We start from the raw sequence: 18,368 nt of genomic DNA, 5'->3' as shown, positions 1-18,368 counted from the left end.
AGTTGCACATGTTTTATTACACTTTATTACTGCCAACTAAAAGTAATTAGTAATAACCTAGGTGCAGTTAAGGGATCATCTAAGGGACTATAATGAAAAAAACACTTATCGCAGCGGCTTTATTACTTACCGCGCCGAGCTATGGCAACGACTGGCAAACCATTCATACCGAGCACTTTAATGTGCATTACAGTATTGAGCATACCGACTTTGCCAAATCGACTGCTGTAGAGCTCGAAATAGTACGTACCAAAGTGCTTGAGCAACAAAACCGCGCACTCGATAAAACTGTAGATGTAGTGGTGTTTGATCCCTTAAATGCAGCGAATGGTTTTGCGCTACCTACCTCAAATAACCCGATAATGGCACTTTTTACCACGCCGCCACAATCAGATACTGTTATATCAAATACCTCAGGTTGGCAGCAGTTATTGGTATTGCACGAGTACATTCACTTAGTGCATTTAGCACAGCCAACACGTAATAACTGGCAGCAAAAAATACGCAGTCTATGGGATCTATACGATTTAACTTACAGCAATACCCCTCGTTGGGTTGCCGAGGGTTATGCCACGTTAATTGAATCTAAAATGACCGGTCGTGGGCGCTTATTTGATAACTACTCAGAAGCAATATTAGTAGAGTTTGCCCAGCAAGGAGCGTTGCCCAGCTACTCACAGTTAAATAGTACCGAAGGTGGCTTTATGGCCAGCTCCATGGCGTATTTAATTGGTAGCCGTTTTTTAAATTGGTTAGAGCAAAACTATTCAGAGCAAACGCTCGATAGCGTTTGGACACGCATGCAAGGCGTAAAAGTGCGTGATTTTGATCAAGCATTTAGCGGCGTGTTTGGGCAAAGTGCCGCTAAGCTGTACCGCCGTTTTGTAGCTGAATACACTTACAAAGCTATGGCCAAAGAGCAATTAGAACCTAAGCTTAATAGTGAGCTGTGGCTACAGCTTAGTTTATATGCAAGTAACCCTGCGCTTGCAAAAGATGGCAGTAAGCTGGCAATTGTAGAGCGTGATAAAAACGATAACACTAAGCTTATTGTGTACAGCACAGAGCAAAATACTAAAGCCGAAAATAGCTTTAATAAAGCACAAAAAAAGCTATTAGAAAATGATCCCCTAGATATTGCTGACACTGCACCTGGTGTATTTAAGCGTGAGCAAAAACAAGTGCTTAACCAAATTAACCGAGCAGGCATAGCTAACCCACAATGGATTAATAATACCACGCTTTATTTTAGTGCTTTTAGTACTGAGGAATCGGGGAGTTATAATCGTGTTTCTGATGTTTTTAGCTACAACACTGAAACCGGCAATATAGAGCAGCTTACCGAGCTTGCAGGTATTCGCCGTTTTAGCGTAACCAGCGATGGTGAAACCTTATATGCTGAGCAAGTAAGAGGTGGTTACTCAGAATTAGTGAAAGTAAATTTAACCACTAAAGTCGTCACTGAGTTATTTAGTAAAAGTTTAAAAACGGCGTATGACTACCCAATATTAAACCCTGATGAAACTAAATTAGCTTACTTATCAGCATCTTTAAACGAAAATTGGCAATTATATATACAAAATACTGATGGTGAGCACCGTCAATCAGTGGCTATGCCAAACGGGTATCAATATTTAAGCCAACCAAGTTTTAGCCAAAATGGAGAGTCGCTTTACTTTATTGCTGGCTTAAATAGCGCTACCGATATTTATAGTTATCATATTGCAAGCAAAACACTCACTAAACTAACTCAAGGGCAAGAAGCGGTTGCACATCCCATTGAAATGGCTGATGGCTCATTACTTTATTTCTCGATTAGCGCAGATGGCCCCAATATAAAACAACTAGCGAAAACACACCAAGGGAATATGGTTAGTGATATTGCAACCACTAAAAATGCGCCACTGCTCATGGTTAATCAACACACACTTCCAAAAGCTAACATTTACACTAACCAAGTAGGCACACAAAGTAGCTACAATGCACTTGAGCAACAAGCCACTTTTGCACTAGGCGCGCAGTATTATTCGGCTGCAACCAGTTTGTTGAATTTAGGGGTTAAAAGTAGCGATTTATTAAAACAGCTCGACTTACAGGCAGGGTATAGCGCCGACTTGCACAATGGTGCTTTGCATGGTGGTTTTGTGCAGGCAAAATACAGTGCATTACCAGTAAAATTCAAACTTAGCGTGTTTGATTATAATTTAAATACAGCACGCCAATATAAATCCTTAAATCAAACAAGCTTAAGCGCCGATATTACTGCGCGCGGTGGTTTTGCTGCAATAAGTTACCCTCTTAAATTTGGGCAGTTAAACTTAACGCCAGAGCTTGCTTATAATTACACTGACTACAAACAAAACCATAAAAGCTGGACGCGCTTTGGCGTTACTCAAAGCTGGCAATATGACCGCCAAGACTTTGTTATAGGCCAAAGTACTTATGCGAGCTGGTACGATGGCAGCAGCAAAAGTAATAATTGGCAAGGTTACGATTTAGCCGCCCAAATTTTTGGTAAAGCATTTGGTATTCCTCTTTATGCAAGCCTTGAGCAAAAGCAACGTGATGATGGCAGCCTTGCATTAGGTGGCTTTGGCTCAAACCTGATTAATCAGCAACAAAGTAGCGAATTTGTACTTTCATCTGAGCTGCCTTTTTACAGTGCAACTGCAAAGCGTTATCAAGGTTATGGTGCTGGGTTTAGCTTTAAAGAGGGGTTACCTTGGCTTTATTACAAGCAACACCAACTTGATAGCATGGTATATGCACAAAGTTACGGCTTAAAATATCAAGGTGATATTAGCTTTGGGATGGGGCCTGCAGGTATAAATGATTTAACGTTTAATTTGGGCTTATCGCGCGTAGAAGGCGATAGCTTTGCAGATGAAATGCGCGCGTGGTTAAGTTTTTATTATTCGCTTTAGCGTTTTTAAAAGCAAAGGTAAAAATAATTAATAACGGGGTTTGAGCGGCGATTTAAGTGCCGTAAAACCCACATTTACTTTGTCATACTTAACGACAGTAACTTAGCTTGATACACATTAAGCTTTTGTTTGTCGCGTTCAAGTTCGATGGCTTTTTCAAGTAAGCTTTGTGTTTGTTGAGTTTTACCTTGCTGAAAGCGTATTTTCGCCAGCTCTAAATACAGATCGGCTATATACGGTGCTTTTACTATTGCTTGCTCAACATGTTTGTTAGCGCTATAAATATTTCCTGTTTGTAACTCATTTTTAGCCAGTACTAATAACTCATAAGGATCTTTTTCTATATTTATTAGTTGTAAAGATAACTGCTGCGCAAGCTGAGTATCACCAAGCTTTTGAGCTAATAATTGATAGTTACTAATTAAATTTATGCTCGCATAATTGTTATTTAATGCTGCTTGATAAATATTTTTCGCGCTTTGTAAGTCGCCAGCATGGCGGTGTAATATGCCTGCTAAGTTAAATAGCTCAGGATCTTTAGGGGTGTAGTTATTAGCTTGCAAAATAAGAGAATATGCCATGTTTAATTGTTTGTTTGCTAATGCGCTAGCGGCTAAATTGCTATAAAACTTAGCGAGTAAGTCATTATGGTTAGCACTACCTGAGTAAATACTGTCTCGAGTTGGGAAGTAGTCGATTAACGTACCTGCGCGGGTTGTTATTGTGCTTATTGGATTTATGTTTTTAGCGGTACCTATTTCTTTAGGGGCATAAACCATAGTTCTAAAATGGTTAGCTACATACACTAAGTTACTTTCTTTTGCGTAAACAGGCTCGCTGGTCATTTCTTGAAAACTCGTATCTAAACCAAGAATGCGAGCATAGCTTTGGGTAAGCACCGCTAGGCTAATACAGTTTCCTTGCGCTCGATTAACTGTTTGTGTAGAAGTGAGTGTATCGCCGTGATATGTAAAGTTAGTTAGTTGGTTTTCAAGGTAATTATAAACAACTCTATCGGTACGAATCCCAGATAATAGCTGTTTTTTGGCATACGCTAAAAACTGCTCTGTCTCGACCTCAGACAGCTCAAAAATAGCTTGTTCAGATAAAGTGGGTTGCTGGCTAAATAAAGCATGATTAATTACTTGTGTAAGCGGTATAGTTTGCAGTATTTGCTTTTGATTGTTAGTACTGCTGCAGCCGGTTATTAATGAAAAAATAGTAATTATCACAAGCGTATAAAATTTCATAAACTCACTCCATTGATACAAAAGTAAGTAGCTTAAATAGAGTTAATTACTACTTTACCTAACATTATAATGAGTTTGTTTTTTAATCAAGGGTTTGCTGTGCGGCGTTTATTTAAACGGTTTTGTCGTGACTGCTTTTTGCGTGCACGTCGGGTAAGCCATAAATAAAAGCCAGTACCTGCAAGCCATACAGGGCTTAAGCCAATAACAGCCCACAGCACCTTACTTACAAGCCCTGCAAAGTAGCCAAAGTGGAGCTTTCTAAAGCTATCAATTACTTGCCAGCCAATTCCTACTTCGCGAATATCCCAGTTAGCCATGTGCTCGCCAGTTAGCTTACTGTAAGTAATTGTATTGGCGTATTCACTAGCCAGCGGATTGGTTGTGCTTACTTCACCAAATAAGGTAATGTTTTCGTCTGGCTCTAATGGCAAAACTAAAAAAGTACCGTTAAAAGTAGAGATTTGTTTTTTGCTGTCATCGAGTATTTGCTGCAACGAAATGTCGTGACTGTATAAGGGGTTGGTTAGTACATAATGCTCTTCTTGTGCGTGTTCTATCACTTCGTGATACCACACAGCCCAGTTAAAGTAGCCGCCAGTAATGGCTAAAATAATAATAATGGGTGAGCCTAACACGCCGGTCATTTTATGAATGTCGCTAAGCACTATTTGTAGTGTTGCACGCCAGCGTACGCTAAATAAGCGTCGCCAAAATTTGCGATAAATAATCAGACCGCTAATACCCAATACGAGTAAAAACACCGCAAAAAAGAACCCTAATACAGTGCCCGTTTGCCCTGGTAAATTTTTAAAATCGTTAAGTAAAAAGGTGTAATGCAGCTCTAAAAACCAATCGGTGAAATAATGGTTGGTACCCACAGGCTCTGACAGAATATCACCTGTGTATTGGTTTAAATGTAACTTAGCCCATTGCTCTGTACCGCGCTTTATTAAGTAAACCCGATCAGCGGTATCATCGTTAAATATTTCCCAACTAGCTACTATATAATTAGGGTAAGTACGCTCTGTTTTAGCGATTAACTTATCAATAGGTAGCCGCTCAGGTAGTGCTTTTACCACAAAGTGGCTATTTGGCATTAGCAGGCCATCTATTTCGCTTTTAAATACTAAAACACTCCCTGTAATGCTAATAACAATAAGGGGGATGATAGCAATAAGGGCAACCCAGCTATGAATTTTAAACAGTGTTTTTCGCATATATAAAGCAAGAAAAGATGATAAGTATTGCGCATGATAACAATTATCAATTGCAATTCAAGTTTTGCAGATGGTTATGCTAAAAACAGCAAAAGCGTGAACTTAAGCTAACGATTTTTGTATAGCTAAGTTGCCAGCTGCTAAAAAAATATTTTCAATTTAGTTGAGTAAAATCTAGTCGCCACTACAATGCCGCTATAATATAAAATCCTTTAAAAACATATGTTTATTATATGTTTCCATTTTAATTCCTATTAACACTTACGTAACGAGCGAGGTTGCTTTGGCACATTTTCTGCCTGTATTGTCTTCATTTATTTTAGTCTTTAGTTTTTTACCACTGCTAAATAAAATTCGTAAAAATCGCAGCGTGTCGGGTTTATCGCTGTTGATGATGACCTTTGGTGTTGCACAAAGTACGTACTTTATTGCCTTTAATCTGTATTTTGAGCGCTTTTATATGGCGCTGCCATTTATAGTAACAGGTATATTAAGTGGTTCTATTTTATACTATTTTGCGCGTTATAATGCTGAACGAAAAGAGCGTGTTCAGTTACTGTGTATGTTGGCTTTTTCGCTTATTCCATTTACGTTATTAGCTAACCCAGTACTTGATACAGCTAAGGTACTAACGTGGTTAACCTTTGTTGGTTTGGTAATGAGCTCGGTGCGTGTAATGCCACAAACGTATAAAACTATTCGCAGTGGTGATATTAGTAATTTAAGTGCACGTTATTTTAGCTTGCAGTTTGTGGCGGGTATTTGTGGTTTATTTGCCGAGTTTGCTATGGCTACGCAAAGTATTGCGCATATTTTAACGTTTGTGATGATTTTACTCACCAACGCTGCGCAGCTTGGTTGCATTCAATATTATAAAATGCGCCCTAATACGGTATAACGTTTAAAATAGTAGTGATAATTTAATTTAACTGTGGCAGGTTTAAGCTATTCGTAATTATAAAGTTTAAACCATGCAATTAACTATTCATCAAATAGATGCGTTTACTAATGAATTATTTAAAGGCAATTATGCCGCAGTGATCCCCCTTGATACGTGGTTAAACGACGATTTAATGCTAAAAATTGGCGCAGAAAACAACGTGTCCGAAACCGCTTTTACTTGCCAGCAAAGCGATGGCAGCTTTGCTATTCGCTGGTTCTCACCTTTGATGGAAATTGACTTTTGTGGCCATGCCACACTGGCAGCTGCTTATGTGCTTTGTGAGCAGCATAATTTAGCGCAAGTGCGTTTTTATGCTGCTGCCGTGGGCGAGTTAGTCGTTAATAAAAATAGCGATGGTAGCTTTGCCATGACCTTTCCAAAACAAGCACCGGTTGTTGTATTAAATGCCCCTTCTGCACTGCTAAATGGTTTATCAAAAGCACCCACAAAAGTGCTAAAAAACCGCCAAGCTTACTTTGCTATTTACGATAATGAGCAAGATGTAACTCAGCTTAAAACCGATTCGCAGTTACTAAAAACATTATTTCCGCTCGATGTGGTTGCCAGTGCACCTGGAGATGAATACGACTTTGTGTCTCGCTACTTTTGGCCTGCAAGCGGTGGCGATGAAGATTATGTAACAGGCTCTATTCATACCGGCCTTGCCCCTTATTGGGCTCAGCAATTGGGTAAAACTACGTTAAGCGCTTATCAGGCTTCGAGCCGCGGCGGGCAGTTACTATGCGATGTTGGTGATACATATGTAACGATCACAGGGCATGCGGTAAGGTATTTAACCGGCACTATTTTTATTTAGCAAAGCGCTGCATACTTTCTAAATTGTGTATAAATAAACCATGCTATTACTCCAAACCGCGCCTCTATTATTTATTCTTGTTTAAAGTTATTGATTTATAAACTTAAAAATTACAGCTTTAATTTCTCTATAGTATTACTTGTTATTCTTTTTATTAATTGAGAGTTATTTTAGAAATAGTTACTTACAAATGCGTCGTTAATATTTGGTTAAGCTCTGTTATTATGTTGTTAGTGAGTTTTTGAGGTAATTAAGTTATGCAAACAAGAATACTTAAATGGGTTTTTCCTTTTGTTGCACTTGCCATTGGCATAGTGAGCTTTATGGGAATTAACGCTATTGCAGAAGAATCAGCAGAAAAAAAACCAGTAGATACACGCCCTACCGTTAAAGTGGAAAGTGCTTTGGCAAATAATCATCAGGTTATTATTAATAGTTACGGTGAAGTAAAGCCGCTTGAAAATACCCAATTGTCGGCGCAGGTGTCGGGTGAGGTATTAAGTTGGCATCCTAACTTTATTGCCGGTGGTGTAGTTGGCCGTGGCGAAACCCTATTTACTATTGAAAAAGATAATTACCAAGCAGCCGTTTTAATGGCTGAAGCTGAGCTTGCACGCGCACAAGCAGGCTTAATTGAAGAACAAGCACAAGCGCAAGTAGCAGCAGACGAAGCAACACGCTTTCCTGGTAAGGCCCGTACAGATTTATTTTTACGTAAACCACAAGTTTTGAGTGCACAAGCGTCGGTTAAATCGGCGCAAGCTGCCTTAAAGCGTGCGCAACGTGACTTAGAAAATTGCGAAGTAACTGCGCCATACGATGCGCTCGTTATTAGTCGTAATATTGGTGTGGGTCAGTTTGTATCTATGGGTTCGCAAGTGGCCGAAATTAATAACATAGAAACCGCAGAGGTGATCATTCCTATTGCCGGCTTTGATAGTATTTTTTTACCAGAGCGAATTAAAGGTATTACTGCAACAGTGATTCAAAAAGGACTAAATAGCTTTACTCGTGAAGCAGTAATAGACCGCGATTTAGGTATTGTAGATAGTGCTACCCGCATGAGTAGTTTAGTAGTGCGAATTGACGACCCTTACGGTTTAAAAAGCAAACAACCAGCAATTAAATTTGGCAGCTACGTACAGGTAAGATTTGCAGGCGCTATGCTCAGTAACATTTACCGTTTACCGCAAGCATTAGTGAATAATCAAACGGTATGGATAGTAAATGAGCAGCAGCAACTTGAGCCGCGCAAAGTAACGGTTATTAGAGAAGAAGGTGAGTTTTTTTATATTAACAGCGGTTTAAATGCAGACGATAAACTCGTTGTTACCTTGCCAGAGTATCCGCAAAAGGGCATGGAAGTAAAAGTGGCTGGTACTAGTACTAACAGCGCAACTGAAAGCTCAGAGACAAGCAACTCTAATACTCAGCAGTTGTAAGGCAGCAAAATATGAATGAACCAATAGAGCAAAAACAAACGGGTATTATTGCCTACTTTGCAAAGAATTCGGTAGCTGCCAATTTAATGATGTTTTTTATCATTGTAATGGGGATTATTAGTTACTTTACTATTCAGCGCCAAATGTTTCCTAATGTAGAAATTAACTACATTAATATTGAAGCTAACTATCCAGGTGCATCGCCACAAGAAATAGAAGAAAGCATTCTCATAAAAATAGAAGAGTCGCTTAAGGATGTAACCGAAATTAAAAAAGGCGTGTATCGTGCGTTTCGTAATGGTGGCCGTGCGAGCTTAGAAATAAATACTGACGTTAAACTTACCGACGTGCTCGATAAAGTAAAACTTCGCGTAGATGGTATAGCCACGTTTCCTGGCGGTATGGAGCCGGTAACAATTAGCCAAGTAGAGTTTAGACAAGACGTAATAGGCATGACCTTAGTAGCCGACCTGCCACTGAGCGAGCTTAAGCCAATTGCAAACCAAATAGAGAGTGAGTTATTGCAGCTTTCTAATGTATCGCTAGTTGTTAACGATGTGCCACTTGATGAAATAGCCATTGAAATTGAACCCGATACGCTGCGCCAATATAACTTAACCTTAAGCGATGTAATGAATGCAGTACGCAGATATTCAGCTAACTTTTCGGCAGGGCAGCTAAAAACTGACTCGGGAGTTATTTCGGTACGCGTAGAAAATCAATTTTATAGCGGCGAAGAGTTTCGAAAAATACCGGTAAAAATTGGCGAATATGGCGCAAAAGTATTGTTGCAAGATATTGCCGTAATTAAAGACCAATTTACCGAAGGTGAGCGCTACTTTAAGTTTAATGGGCAAAATGCGGTGTATCTTTCGGTTAAAGCAACCCAAGAGCAAAACATGATCCCGGTTGCCGAGTCGGTTAAAGCATTTATAGAGCAAAAAAATAATCAGCTGCCACCCAGTATACGGTTAGAGCCATTAATGGATATGACTTACTATCTAAATGCTCGCCTTGATATGATGAAAGCTAACTTGTTTCAGGGCGCTATTTTAGTGGCAATTATGTTGTCGTTATTTTTGCGTTTTAAACTGGCGCTGTGGGTAATGCTAGGGCTGCCAGTGTGCTTTTTAGGTGCGATGATGATGATGCCGGTATTTGGTATTAGCATTAATATTATTTCGTTATTTGCGTTTATTATGGTGCTGGGAATAGTGGTGGACGACGCCATAGTCATAGGAGAGAGCGCCTACACCGAAATAGAAAGAAGTGGTGGTGGTGTTGAAAAAGTAGTGCGCGGCGCTAATCGTGTTGCAACGCCTGCGACTTTTGGCGTATTAACCACAATTGCAGTGTTTGCACCATTTACCTTATCGAGCGGCCCAGAAAGCGCGTTTTTTTACGGTATAGCGGTAGTGGTAATGCTGTGCTTAGTATTTAGTTTGGTTGAATCAAAACTAATTTTACCGGCGCATATTGCTCATACGCACTTTGCACCTATTAAAAAAGGCAGTTGGCGCGATCGCTTTAATACCCGTTTTTTTGGCTTTGTAAATGGCCCGTATAAACGCTTTATTGTGCGCTGCGTAGAATGGCGCTGGACGGTGATGTTTGCATTTATAGCAATGCTTATTCTTAGCGTTGGGTTAATTACCTCAAACAAAGTACGTACTGTACCCACCCCTAAAGTACCGCACGACTTTCCACAAATACGCGTAGAAATGAATGACAATGTTTCAGACATACAAACCATTGCAGCTATTCGCGACATTGAAGCTATGGTGCTGCAAGTTGATGAAGCAACCGAGCGTGAATTTGGTAAAAAAATGATCCGCGATATCTTGGTATTTAACCAAGGTAGAACAGAGTCACAGTTATTAGCGCCATTAGTTGATGAAGACTTACGTCCGTATAACGCCTTTGAGTTATCGCGTCGTTGGCGTGAGGCTATGCCAACCATAGCTGGCGTTAAGTCGTTAACTATTCAAGATGATGCTGGCGGCGGCGGTGCCAACGGTAATGGTGAGTTTGGCTATTTATTGTATGGCTCAGACATAGACACGCTAAATAATGCAGGGCGTCGTTTTATTCAATTACTGCAGCAACAAAAAGGTTTGTTTGATATTAGCTCGACCATTGATCCTGCTAGTAAAGAAGTGCAAATGAGCTTAAAACCGGTTGCTTACGACTTAGGTTTAGATCTTTCGAGTGTTGCCACCCAAGTAGGTGCTAGCTTTTATGGTGGTGAAGCGCAGCGCGTGATCAGAAACGGCGAAGAAGTACGTGTAATGGTTCGTTACCCTAAGCTTACTCGCGAAGCATTTTCATCACTTAAACATGCAGTGATCACCACACCACAAGGGCGTGAGGTATTACTCGGTGATGTAGTTGAGCTAACCGAAACACCAGGCATTAGTTATATTCGCCGTGAAGGAGGCTATCGTACAGTTTATGTATATGGCAGTATCGACGAAGAACAAATAGAGCCAGGTGAAGTAGTTAAACAAGTTAAAGAAAACTTATTGCCGCAGCTTAAAGATGAGTTCCCTACAGTTAAATCTGAGCTAGGTGGTGCAATAGAGGAGCAACAAGCGCAAGCAAGTGAGCAAATGATGTTTTTTATTGGCGGCATGATCCTCGTTTATATTTTACTGGCTGTGCCATTAAAAAGTTACTCGCAACCGCTTATTGTTATGTCGGTTATTCCGTTTAGCTTAACGGGTGCTATTTGGGGGCATTATTGGTTTGGTTTAGATATTAGTTTAATGTCGGGCTTTGGTTTAATAGCCGCTGCAGGGGTAGTAATAAACGACTCCCTAGTTATGACCGATTATGTAAACCAAGTACGCCGTAACGGCGTAAGTATTAAAGATGCCGTTATTGAGGCAGGCTGTGCACGCTTTAGAGCTATATTGCTCACCTCAATTACTACCTTTGCAGGGGTATTACCCATTATGTTTGAAACCAGCCTACAAGCTAAATTTGTTACCCCAATGGCAGTAGCGCTGGGCTTTGCTGTTATGTTTGCTACTTTAATAACACTGATATTAGTACCGTGTTTATATATTATTTTAATGGATATAGGCGCGTTATTTAAACGCCCGTTTAGTAAAAAAACCACTAAAGCTACAATTTAAAATAGCATTGTAAGTAAGCAGCAAAGTAAAAAGCCAACCGAATTAGGTTGGCTTTTTGTTTTGTATAGAGCTTAAGTATTAGATTTAAATCTTGGTTACATTCTTTTGTTTGTTTGTTTGTTTGATTGTTGCAAGCTTGCGAATTATAATCTGCACCTTATTAATAAACTGAGCTAATCTTTAGTTTACATTTGTTTGTTTATTGCTCTAAATGTCTTGGCTGTGTATTTGTGTATTATCAGTGCAAGGTTTGGATTTTAAGGTGTTGCTGTGTTTATGCATACGTCATTGGTCTGTGGAAAATGGACACCAATAGGTTGCTTAAATCAGGATGTCCAATTATCTATTGGCGATTCTGTGGTAGTAACCTTTTATGACATGCAAGGAGAGCTAGTCGATTTATCATTTAGTTATGAAGTGACGGTATCTGAGCAGGGAGAGCCTAATACGTGGCCGCGCCTAATAGCAGAATATATTAATGTGCATATTCCCTTAGTTAGCGCAGGGCGCATGACCGATACAGGGCTAGTAGTTGCTTATCGTTATAATCAAATATTTGCACTAGAATCAAGCGGTATTTGTAAAGCGGATGTTAGTGTTAATTGTTTGGCTAAACGCAATGTGTCGGTGATAGAAAATAGCGCAGAATACGATAGTGTTTATCCCGCTGGTGGCGATAGTTATAATGCAGGCATAAAAGTATTGCAGCCCAAAACAGGGCATATTTATCAGTGTAAAGCATGGCCATTTAGTGAGTATTGCCGTGTTAATGGTGAGCAAAGTGCCATGTTTGAACCCGGAGTGGGTAAAAGCTGGGCTATGGCTTGGCAGCAAGTAAAATAAATAGCTTGTATACAGTTTTGAATTGGAATTATTTCTCAAGGTGTTTTTCTTAAGATATTCTTCTTGAGGTACTCTCTTCCCAAGGTGCTCTCTTCCAAGGTATAAAGACAACAATAAAAATTGCAGAAATTTTAGTAATTATACTTATACCGTTTAGCCCGCTCAGCAATGAGTGGGCTTTTTTATTTTTATGGTAAACTGGCAAATATTGTTATTTTTTAATCGGTTTATTTGTGTCTACTTCTGATTTTTCTTTGGCCTTGCTGCCAAGCTCCCCTATTGCTGAAAAGCAAGCCTATACCCTTAACACACACGATAAAACACGTATCGATAATTACTATTGGATGCGTGATGACGAACGTCAAAATAAAGATGTATTAGCGCATTTACATGCTGAAAACAGCTATTGTGAAGCGCAATTAGCGCCAATGCAGCCATTGCAAAACATTCTTTTTGAAGAGCTAAAGGGCCGTATTGTAAAAGACGACAATACAGTACCGGTTAAAGATGGCAAATACTGGTATCACTCTGAAGTGCGTGGCGATGACGAATATTCTCGTCATTATCGCAGTAGTGATATGAGTACTAGCGATAAGCAAATTTTATTAGATGTAAATAAGCTAGCGGCCGGATTTGAATTTTTTGAGCTAGGCGAAGTAGCACTGAGCCCGTGTGAGCAATTAATGGCGTACTCAGAAGATACTGAAGGGCGTCGTATTTATACCGTGCACTTTAAAAATATAACCACTGACGAAATGCTCACCGATAAGTTAGAAAACACCGAAGGCCAAGTGGTTTGGGCTAACGACAATAAAACGGTTTTTTACGTTAAAAAAGATCTAAAAACATTATTAGGTTACCAAGTATTTAGGCACGTGCTGGGTACAGAGCAAAGCCAAGATGTAATGGTGTACGAAGAGCAAGACAGCAGCTTTTTTATGGGGCTGGGCAAAAGTCGCGACGAAAGCCTTATTATTATTGATTTAGCCAGCACCGAAACTAACGACACTTGGGTACTTGATGCTGACCAGCCAAACGGCGAGTTCAACGCATTAATGCCACGCGAAGAAGGCCATGAATTTGACGTTGATAAGCTTGGCGATACTTTTTACATAGTGACGAATTGGCAAGCCAAAAACTTTCGCTTAATGACCGCAACCAGTCAAACTATTGCCGATAAAACCCAGTGGCAGCAGCACACAGCTCATCGCGATGATGTACTGCTTGAAGGTGTTGAATTATTTAACGACTTTTTAGTATTAAGTGAGCGCGAGCAAGGGCAAGCCCGTTTTGTGGTTGTTAATAAACAAGGTGAACGCATGACATTAGCGTTTGAAGATCCTTGCTACTACGCCGCCATAGCAATGAATCCAGAGCCAGAATCACGCAGTGCCCGTATTTACTACTCAAGCTTAACTACGCCTGGCTCGCTATACGATGTTGATTTAACTACAGGCGAAAAAACCTTACTAAAACAACAGCAAATATTAGGAGACTTTAACGCCGATAATTATCAGTCAGAACGCCTAATGATAACTGCACGCGATGGCGTAAAAGTACCTGTATCTGTTGTTTACCGTAAAGAGAGCTTTAAAAAGGACGGTACTAACCCGTTGTTTCAATATGGCTATGGTGCTTATGGCTATACTATTGATCCTAGTTTTTCGAGTACATCATTAAGCTTACTCGATCGCGGCTTTGTGTACGTTATTGCGCATGTGCGTGGCTCAGAAATGTTAGGTAGGCAGTGGTACGAGCAAGGTAAAAAACAACATAAACAAAACAGCTTTAACGACTTTATAGACGTTACTAAAGCGCTGGTTGAGCAAGGTTACGGCGATAAAAATAAAGTATTTGCATCGGGTGGCAGTGCGGGTGGTTTATTAATGGGAGCCGTGGTAAACCAAGCACCTGATCTTTATTGTGGCGTTGGTTGTCATGTGCCATTTTTAGATGTGCTAACCACTATGTTAGATGAAAGTATTCCGCTAACCACCAACGAATACGACGAGTGGGGTAACCCTAACGATGCGCAATTTTATGATGTAATTGCAGCCTATTCACCGTACGATAATATTTGCGCGCAAGAGTATCCGCATATGCTAATAACCACAGGGCTGCACGACTCACAGGTACAATATTGGGAACCGATGAAGTGGGTAGCTAAAATGCGCGAGCTAAAAACCGATAATAATATTTTAGTATTTAAAACCGATATGGATGCCGGACACGGTGGCGCATCTGGGCGTTTTAAAAGCTTAGAAGAAAGAGCGCTCGAAATGGCCTTTTTTATCGCCTTACTAAATAATTAGGCAACAATTAAAAAGTGCACAAATAAAAACATCGCCACTGTAAAGTAGGCGATGTTTTTATTTTATAGCTGCTTAAATACAGCGGTTAATGCATTTAACTTTTATTAATCTAAGTAAGCTTTTAACATCCAAACAAGTTTTTCTTGCTCTGAAATATAATCACTCATTAGCGCGGCTGTACCTTCGTCGTTTGCATCGGCTGCTTGGCTTAAAATTTCGCGCTGCATTTTAATCAACACACTGTAACCTGCAAGTAAGTTCTCTACTGCAGCTACACCGTCGCTAATACCTTTAGCTTCTTTAATTTTACTTACTTCTAGGTAATCTGAAAACGCATGCAGTGGCGCACCATCTAGCGTTAAAATACGCTCAGCAACTTCATCTACTTTTAAAAGCAATAAGTTATAAATTTCTTCAAACTTAATGTGTAGTTCAAAAAAGTTACGGCCTTTAATATTCCAATGAAACCCACGTGCGTTCATGTACTGAATTTGATAGCTGCTCAGTAGCGAGTTTAATGACTTAATAATGTCTTCACTTTTTGCACTGTTTAAACCAATAGCATTTACCTGTGACATAGCTTGTTCCTTAAATAACCGTTAATAACGTTAACTGCTAATGAGTATTGCCTATCATCAGCCGTTAGTAAAATAATTTAAATAGATGGGATTAATAGCTTAAATAAATCGTGTACTTACATTACTTATAAAAATAATAAATAGATCATTAATAGTAATGGGTCGGATTAATTAAAATACCACCCCTGAAGGGAAAATATATCTTCAACACTACAAATCATGATCCAAAACAAGCTTTAAACAAGTTAAGTGCGCCGCTGTCGCATTAATTGATTTAGGTCAAAAATCATTCGACTTGATAACGCATAATAAGGAGGTAGCAATCATTAGGAGAAATAAAGTGAGCACAAAAACAGCTAAACAACATAAAGCTGAATTGATCGTAACGGGTATCGCCGTGGTAGTGTTTTTAATTGGCGTAATAGCGCATTTAGCCAGTGCCAGCTTTGCTAACTTTGATACTTTTGGTTATATAGCCGCACCTATACCACTAGTATTAGGTATTATATTTTTAATTAGTTATAAAATTGCAGCAGCGGCAGAAGATTAATCGTCTTCGTTTAAGCGCTCTAAAATATAATCGAGTACTTGGCGAGAGTAAATCATACTGGTATGGCTTAAATGAAACACTTTATGTTCGGCCATACCTTTGAGCTTGGTTTCATCAAGTAATACAGTGCCATCAGAGCAACTGCCTTTAACAATAAGCGGCATAAGCCCTATGGGTAAATCACCAGCAATACTGTAAAGTTTGGCTTTAAAAGGCCAATTACCGTTTTTAGAAAGTAAAAACTCTACGCTATTTTTTAAAAAAGATTCAAACCCTTTTTGCTGCATTTTTTGCGCAATATGGCTGCCTTTATGTGGGGTGCCTAAAGTAATTACTTTTTCAACATGCTGGCTTGCAGGCGAGTTCGCCTCAAGATACGCACGAGCAACAAGCCCGCCCATAGAATGGCAAACAAAAGCCGAAGGCTGATCGCCTATAAATTCATCTATTTGCGCAAAAATAGCATCGCGATTAGGAGTGAGCGTATTGTAAGTTAGGTTTAACACTTTTACGCCAGAACTTTTTAAGCGAGAGCACAACGGGCGCATCACAAAGCCAGACATATATAAGCCGTGTAAAACAATAACCTGCTTAACCTTCATACGCCCCTCACCTTGGTGTTATCACATTAACTGCTGTGGTTTTATTTCAATATTGGTCGTGTCGGTATTAACCCACATCTCGCCATCTTGAATAGTAATAGCAAGCTTTATATTACGATCAACCAAATTGGCCAAAGCTTGGGTAACACCATAATCTAAACTAAATATACTAAGATTTTTAAAATCACGTAATTTAGGCTGCTGTTTTTGCCACCAAATAGCCTGGTTGTTTTCGCCATAAGTGTAAAGCACCACTTTTTTAGCTTTATTACAGGCTTTTTTAAGGCGCTTTTCGTCAGGTAAACCCAGCTCTATCCACAGCTCTATTTCTTCACTGTAGTTTTTATGCCACAGCTCGGGCTCATCGTCAGAACTTAATCCTTTGGTAAATTCTAAACCATCACAGCTATTGAGTGCAAAAGCGAGTAAGCGGATCATCAAACGTTGTTCGGTTTCTGAAGGATGCTGGGCCAAGGTTAAATTAAAATCTTGGTAAACGTGACGGTCCATATCGCTAAGCGACAACTGCACTTTCATAATGGTGGATTTAAGAGCCATAACTACTTATTTGAAAAAATTTGCGCCAGTATAGCGCAATTAAATGAATTGCCAGTTTAAATAGCGGCAAATTATACGTTAGGAGTTAAAAATGGCTATCCAGTTGTTCACTATCTGTGCGAATTGACTTGCAAAAGAATAGATATTCCGTGTAAGCAACAGCTGTGTAAGTTGTTTTTTATATTTTCATGATTTAGCCATGAGCGATTGCCTTGAGCCTTCCATATTAATGGATAATAAATAAAGTGTATTTCTACCAAAAAATGCTAAGCAATATGATTTAGAGGGAGTTACTTTAGTTCTGCGTTTTTTTGGTTAAAGTTAGAGATAGTTTTTAAACATAAGCGGATTTACGAGTGCAATAAAATTAAATGTCCCCCTATCTTTATTGAACAAAAAATGTAAGGTGTTAGTAGTATAAATACATTACATTCGTTTAATCAAAATACAAGGATTAGTATGAAACACATCGTACGGTTGGCACTTTTATGTTCTTTCCCTTTCTCTGTGCTAGCAGAGCCATTAACAGTAGACTCTTCTCAGGCCATGCAATATGAGGGCAAACAAGTAAGAGTGTGTGGTGAATTAATCCAACTCCGAGATTTTAAAAAAGGTATATACTTAAATCTTGATGATAACTACCCAAACAGTTCTATTACGTTTGTTATTTGGAATAGGATGTTGCCAAAAATTGAGAGGAAACTGGGAGAAATGCCTTCTCTAAAAAATAAACAGGTTTGTGGAACGGGCACTGTTGACTCTTACAAAGGCAATCTAAGGATGAATATTAATAGCCGTTACAACCTTGAGGTATCTCCTGCTGACTAGATCTCGTGCCCCGCTTGGTTTTCATGTGTTCATTACTGTTCTGAGGAATATGTAAATAGTGGAAGGATTAAGAGTTTTATATGGATATAACTAGGATATGCTGGGTAACTAAATGAAATGGCTAAATGCTCTTTGGGCTAAGACTAAAAAAATTGCCAGTTTATATACTGGTACATTTATTTTTGTAATGTTTATTAATCAATTACTCTTTTTTGGTTTGTGTTTAAACCCAATTTGCTTGTAAGCGCGCATTTAAGCAGTGCGCTTAGCTATAATCGAAGTCTAGCTGCACATTCCACGGCATTAGGTCGGTAAAATCATCATCACCCTCATCTCGATTCGGCAACGCTTTAAATAAATGCAC

General features: G+C 39.3%; 14 protein-coding genes. 9 read left to right on the top strand and 5 right to left on the bottom strand.

Annotated features, from left to right (window positions below):
* Positions 1–92: 92 nt before the first annotated feature.
* Complete coding sequence (locus H5058_RS13505; RefSeq protein ID WP_182678582.1) at positions 93–2,924, top strand: hypothetical protein; 2,832 nt, start codon at positions 93–95, stop codon at positions 2,922–2,924.
* A 74-nt stretch (positions 2,925–2,998) separates the two neighbouring features.
* Here the strand turns inward: H5058_RS13505 and H5058_RS13500 are convergent, their stop codons facing one another.
* Together H5058_RS13500 and H5058_RS13495 are read right to left on the bottom strand one after the other, a co-directional pair.
* On the bottom strand, positions 2,999–4,174 hold the full coding sequence (locus tag H5058_RS13500; RefSeq protein WP_011329587.1) for a lipopolysaccharide assembly protein LapB: 1,176 nt from the start codon (positions 4,172–4,174) through the stop codon (positions 2,999–3,001).
* A gap of 86 nt (positions 4,175–4,260) precedes the next feature.
* The gene (locus H5058_RS13495) at positions 4,261–5,394 is read right to left on the bottom strand and encodes a PepSY domain-containing protein (RefSeq protein WP_182678580.1); all 1,134 of its coding nucleotides are present in this window, start codon (positions 5,392–5,394) and stop codon (positions 4,261–4,263) included.
* 283 nt (positions 5,395–5,677) lie between these two features.
* Here H5058_RS13495 and H5058_RS13490 point away from each other — a divergent pair, with 283 nt between their 5' ends.
* The 6 genes from H5058_RS13490 to H5058_RS13465 all read left to right on the top strand — a co-directional run bounded on the left by H5058_RS13490 (position 5,678) and on the right by H5058_RS13465 (position 14,888).
* Positions 5,678–6,292: a PQ-loop domain-containing transporter gene (locus tag H5058_RS13490; RefSeq protein WP_011329585.1), complete on the top strand. Its 615-nt coding sequence runs from the start codon at positions 5,678–5,680 to the stop codon at positions 6,290–6,292.
* A gap of 73 nt (positions 6,293–6,365) precedes the next feature.
* Complete coding sequence (locus H5058_RS13485; protein ID WP_182678578.1) at positions 6,366–7,154, top strand: PhzF family phenazine biosynthesis protein; 789 nt, start codon at positions 6,366–6,368, stop codon at positions 7,152–7,154.
* Between the two features lie 257 nt (positions 7,155–7,411).
* Complete coding sequence (locus H5058_RS13480; RefSeq protein ID WP_182678576.1) at positions 7,412–8,596, top strand: efflux RND transporter periplasmic adaptor subunit; 1,185 nt, start codon at positions 7,412–7,414, stop codon at positions 8,594–8,596.
* Between the two features lie 11 nt (positions 8,597–8,607).
* The gene (locus H5058_RS13475; protein WP_182678574.1) at positions 8,608–11,733 is read left to right on the top strand and encodes an efflux RND transporter permease subunit; all 3,126 of its coding nucleotides are present in this window, start codon (positions 8,608–8,610) and stop codon (positions 11,731–11,733) included.
* Positions 11,734–12,009: 276 nt separating this feature from the next.
* Entirely contained in the window at positions 12,010–12,576 is a 567-nt protein-coding gene (locus H5058_RS13470) for a chitin-binding protein (RefSeq protein WP_182678572.1), read from the top strand.
* A gap of 233 nt (positions 12,577–12,809) precedes the next feature.
* Positions 12,810–14,888, top strand: a complete 2,079-nt coding sequence (locus H5058_RS13465) for a S9 family peptidase (RefSeq protein ID WP_182678570.1) — start codon at positions 12,810–12,812, stop codon at positions 14,886–14,888.
* 104 nt (positions 14,889–14,992) lie between these two features.
* Here the strand turns inward: H5058_RS13465 and H5058_RS13460 are convergent, their stop codons facing one another.
* Positions 14,993–15,466 (bottom strand): Dps family protein, encoded by a 474-nt coding sequence (locus H5058_RS13460; protein WP_011329579.1) that lies wholly within the window; start codon positions 15,464–15,466, stop codon positions 14,993–14,995.
* Positions 15,467–15,806: 340 nt separating this feature from the next.
* Between H5058_RS13460 and H5058_RS13455 the strand changes: the two genes are divergently transcribed.
* Positions 15,807–16,016: a hypothetical protein gene (locus H5058_RS13455; RefSeq protein WP_011329578.1), complete on the top strand. Its 210-nt coding sequence runs from the start codon at positions 15,807–15,809 to the stop codon at positions 16,014–16,016.
* Here the strand turns inward: H5058_RS13455 and H5058_RS13450 are convergent.
* A complete protein-coding gene (locus H5058_RS13450; RefSeq protein ID WP_086993140.1) occupies positions 16,013–16,618 on the bottom strand; it encodes an alpha/beta hydrolase in 606 nt (201 codons plus the stop codon). The genes H5058_RS13455 and H5058_RS13450 overlap by 4 nt on opposite strands.
* Positions 16,619–16,639: 21 nt before the next feature.
* Positions 16,640–17,176 (bottom strand): YaeQ family protein, encoded by a 537-nt coding sequence (locus H5058_RS13445; RefSeq protein WP_058374423.1) that lies wholly within the window; start codon positions 17,174–17,176, stop codon positions 16,640–16,642.
* A 459-nt stretch (positions 17,177–17,635) separates the two neighbouring features.
* On the opposite strand from H5058_RS13445, the gene H5058_RS13440 reads away from it, so the two are divergent.
* Positions 17,636–18,004, top strand: coding sequence for a hypothetical protein (locus tag H5058_RS13440; RefSeq protein ID WP_182678568.1), 369 nt, complete (start codon positions 17,636–17,638; stop codon positions 18,002–18,004).
* The last annotated feature ends 364 nt before the right edge of the window (positions 18,005–18,368 follow it).

It is taken from the genome of Pseudoalteromonas sp. SR45-4, from assembly GCF_014163535.1.
GTDB classification, from domain to species: domain Bacteria; phylum Pseudomonadota; class Gammaproteobacteria; order Enterobacterales; family Alteromonadaceae; genus Pseudoalteromonas; species Pseudoalteromonas nigrifaciens.
Note: the sequence above shows the minus strand (reverse complement) of the source record. Positions and strands in the feature narration are given on the sequence as shown.

Excerpts from the sequence above, each read along its gene's own strand:
- H5058_RS13450 (WP_086993140.1), bottom strand. The coding sequence starts at position 16,618 with ATGAAGGTTAAGCAGGTTATTGTTTTACACGGCTTATATATGTCTGGC.
- H5058_RS13470 (WP_182678572.1), top strand. The coding sequence starts at position 12,010 with ATGCATACGTCATTGGTCTGTGGAAAATGGACACCAATAGGTTGCTTA.
- H5058_RS13440 (WP_182678568.1), top strand. The coding sequence starts at position 17,636 with ATGAAACACATCGTACGGTTGGCACTTTTATGTTCTTTCCCTTTCTCT.
- H5058_RS13475 (WP_182678574.1), top strand. The coding sequence starts at position 8,608 with ATGAATGAACCAATAGAGCAAAAACAAACGGGTATTATTGCCTACTTT.
- H5058_RS13505 (WP_182678582.1), top strand. The coding sequence starts at position 93 with ATGAAAAAAACACTTATCGCAGCGGCTTTATTACTTACCGCGCCGAGC.
- H5058_RS13480 (WP_182678576.1), top strand. The coding sequence starts at position 7,412 with ATGCAAACAAGAATACTTAAATGGGTTTTTCCTTTTGTTGCACTTGCC.
- H5058_RS13495 (WP_182678580.1), bottom strand. The coding sequence starts at position 5,394 with ATGCGAAAAACACTGTTTAAAATTCATAGCTGGGTTGCCCTTATTGCT.
- H5058_RS13445 (WP_058374423.1), bottom strand. The coding sequence starts at position 17,176 with ATGGCTCTTAAATCCACCATTATGAAAGTGCAGTTGTCGCTTAGCGAT.
- H5058_RS13500 (WP_011329587.1), bottom strand. The coding sequence starts at position 4,174 with ATGAAATTTTATACGCTTGTGATAATTACTATTTTTTCATTAATAACC.
- H5058_RS13460 (WP_011329579.1), bottom strand. The coding sequence starts at position 15,466 with ATGTCACAGGTAAATGCTATTGGTTTAAACAGTGCAAAAAGTGAAGAC.
- H5058_RS13485 (WP_182678578.1), top strand. The coding sequence starts at position 6,366 with ATGCAATTAACTATTCATCAAATAGATGCGTTTACTAATGAATTATTT.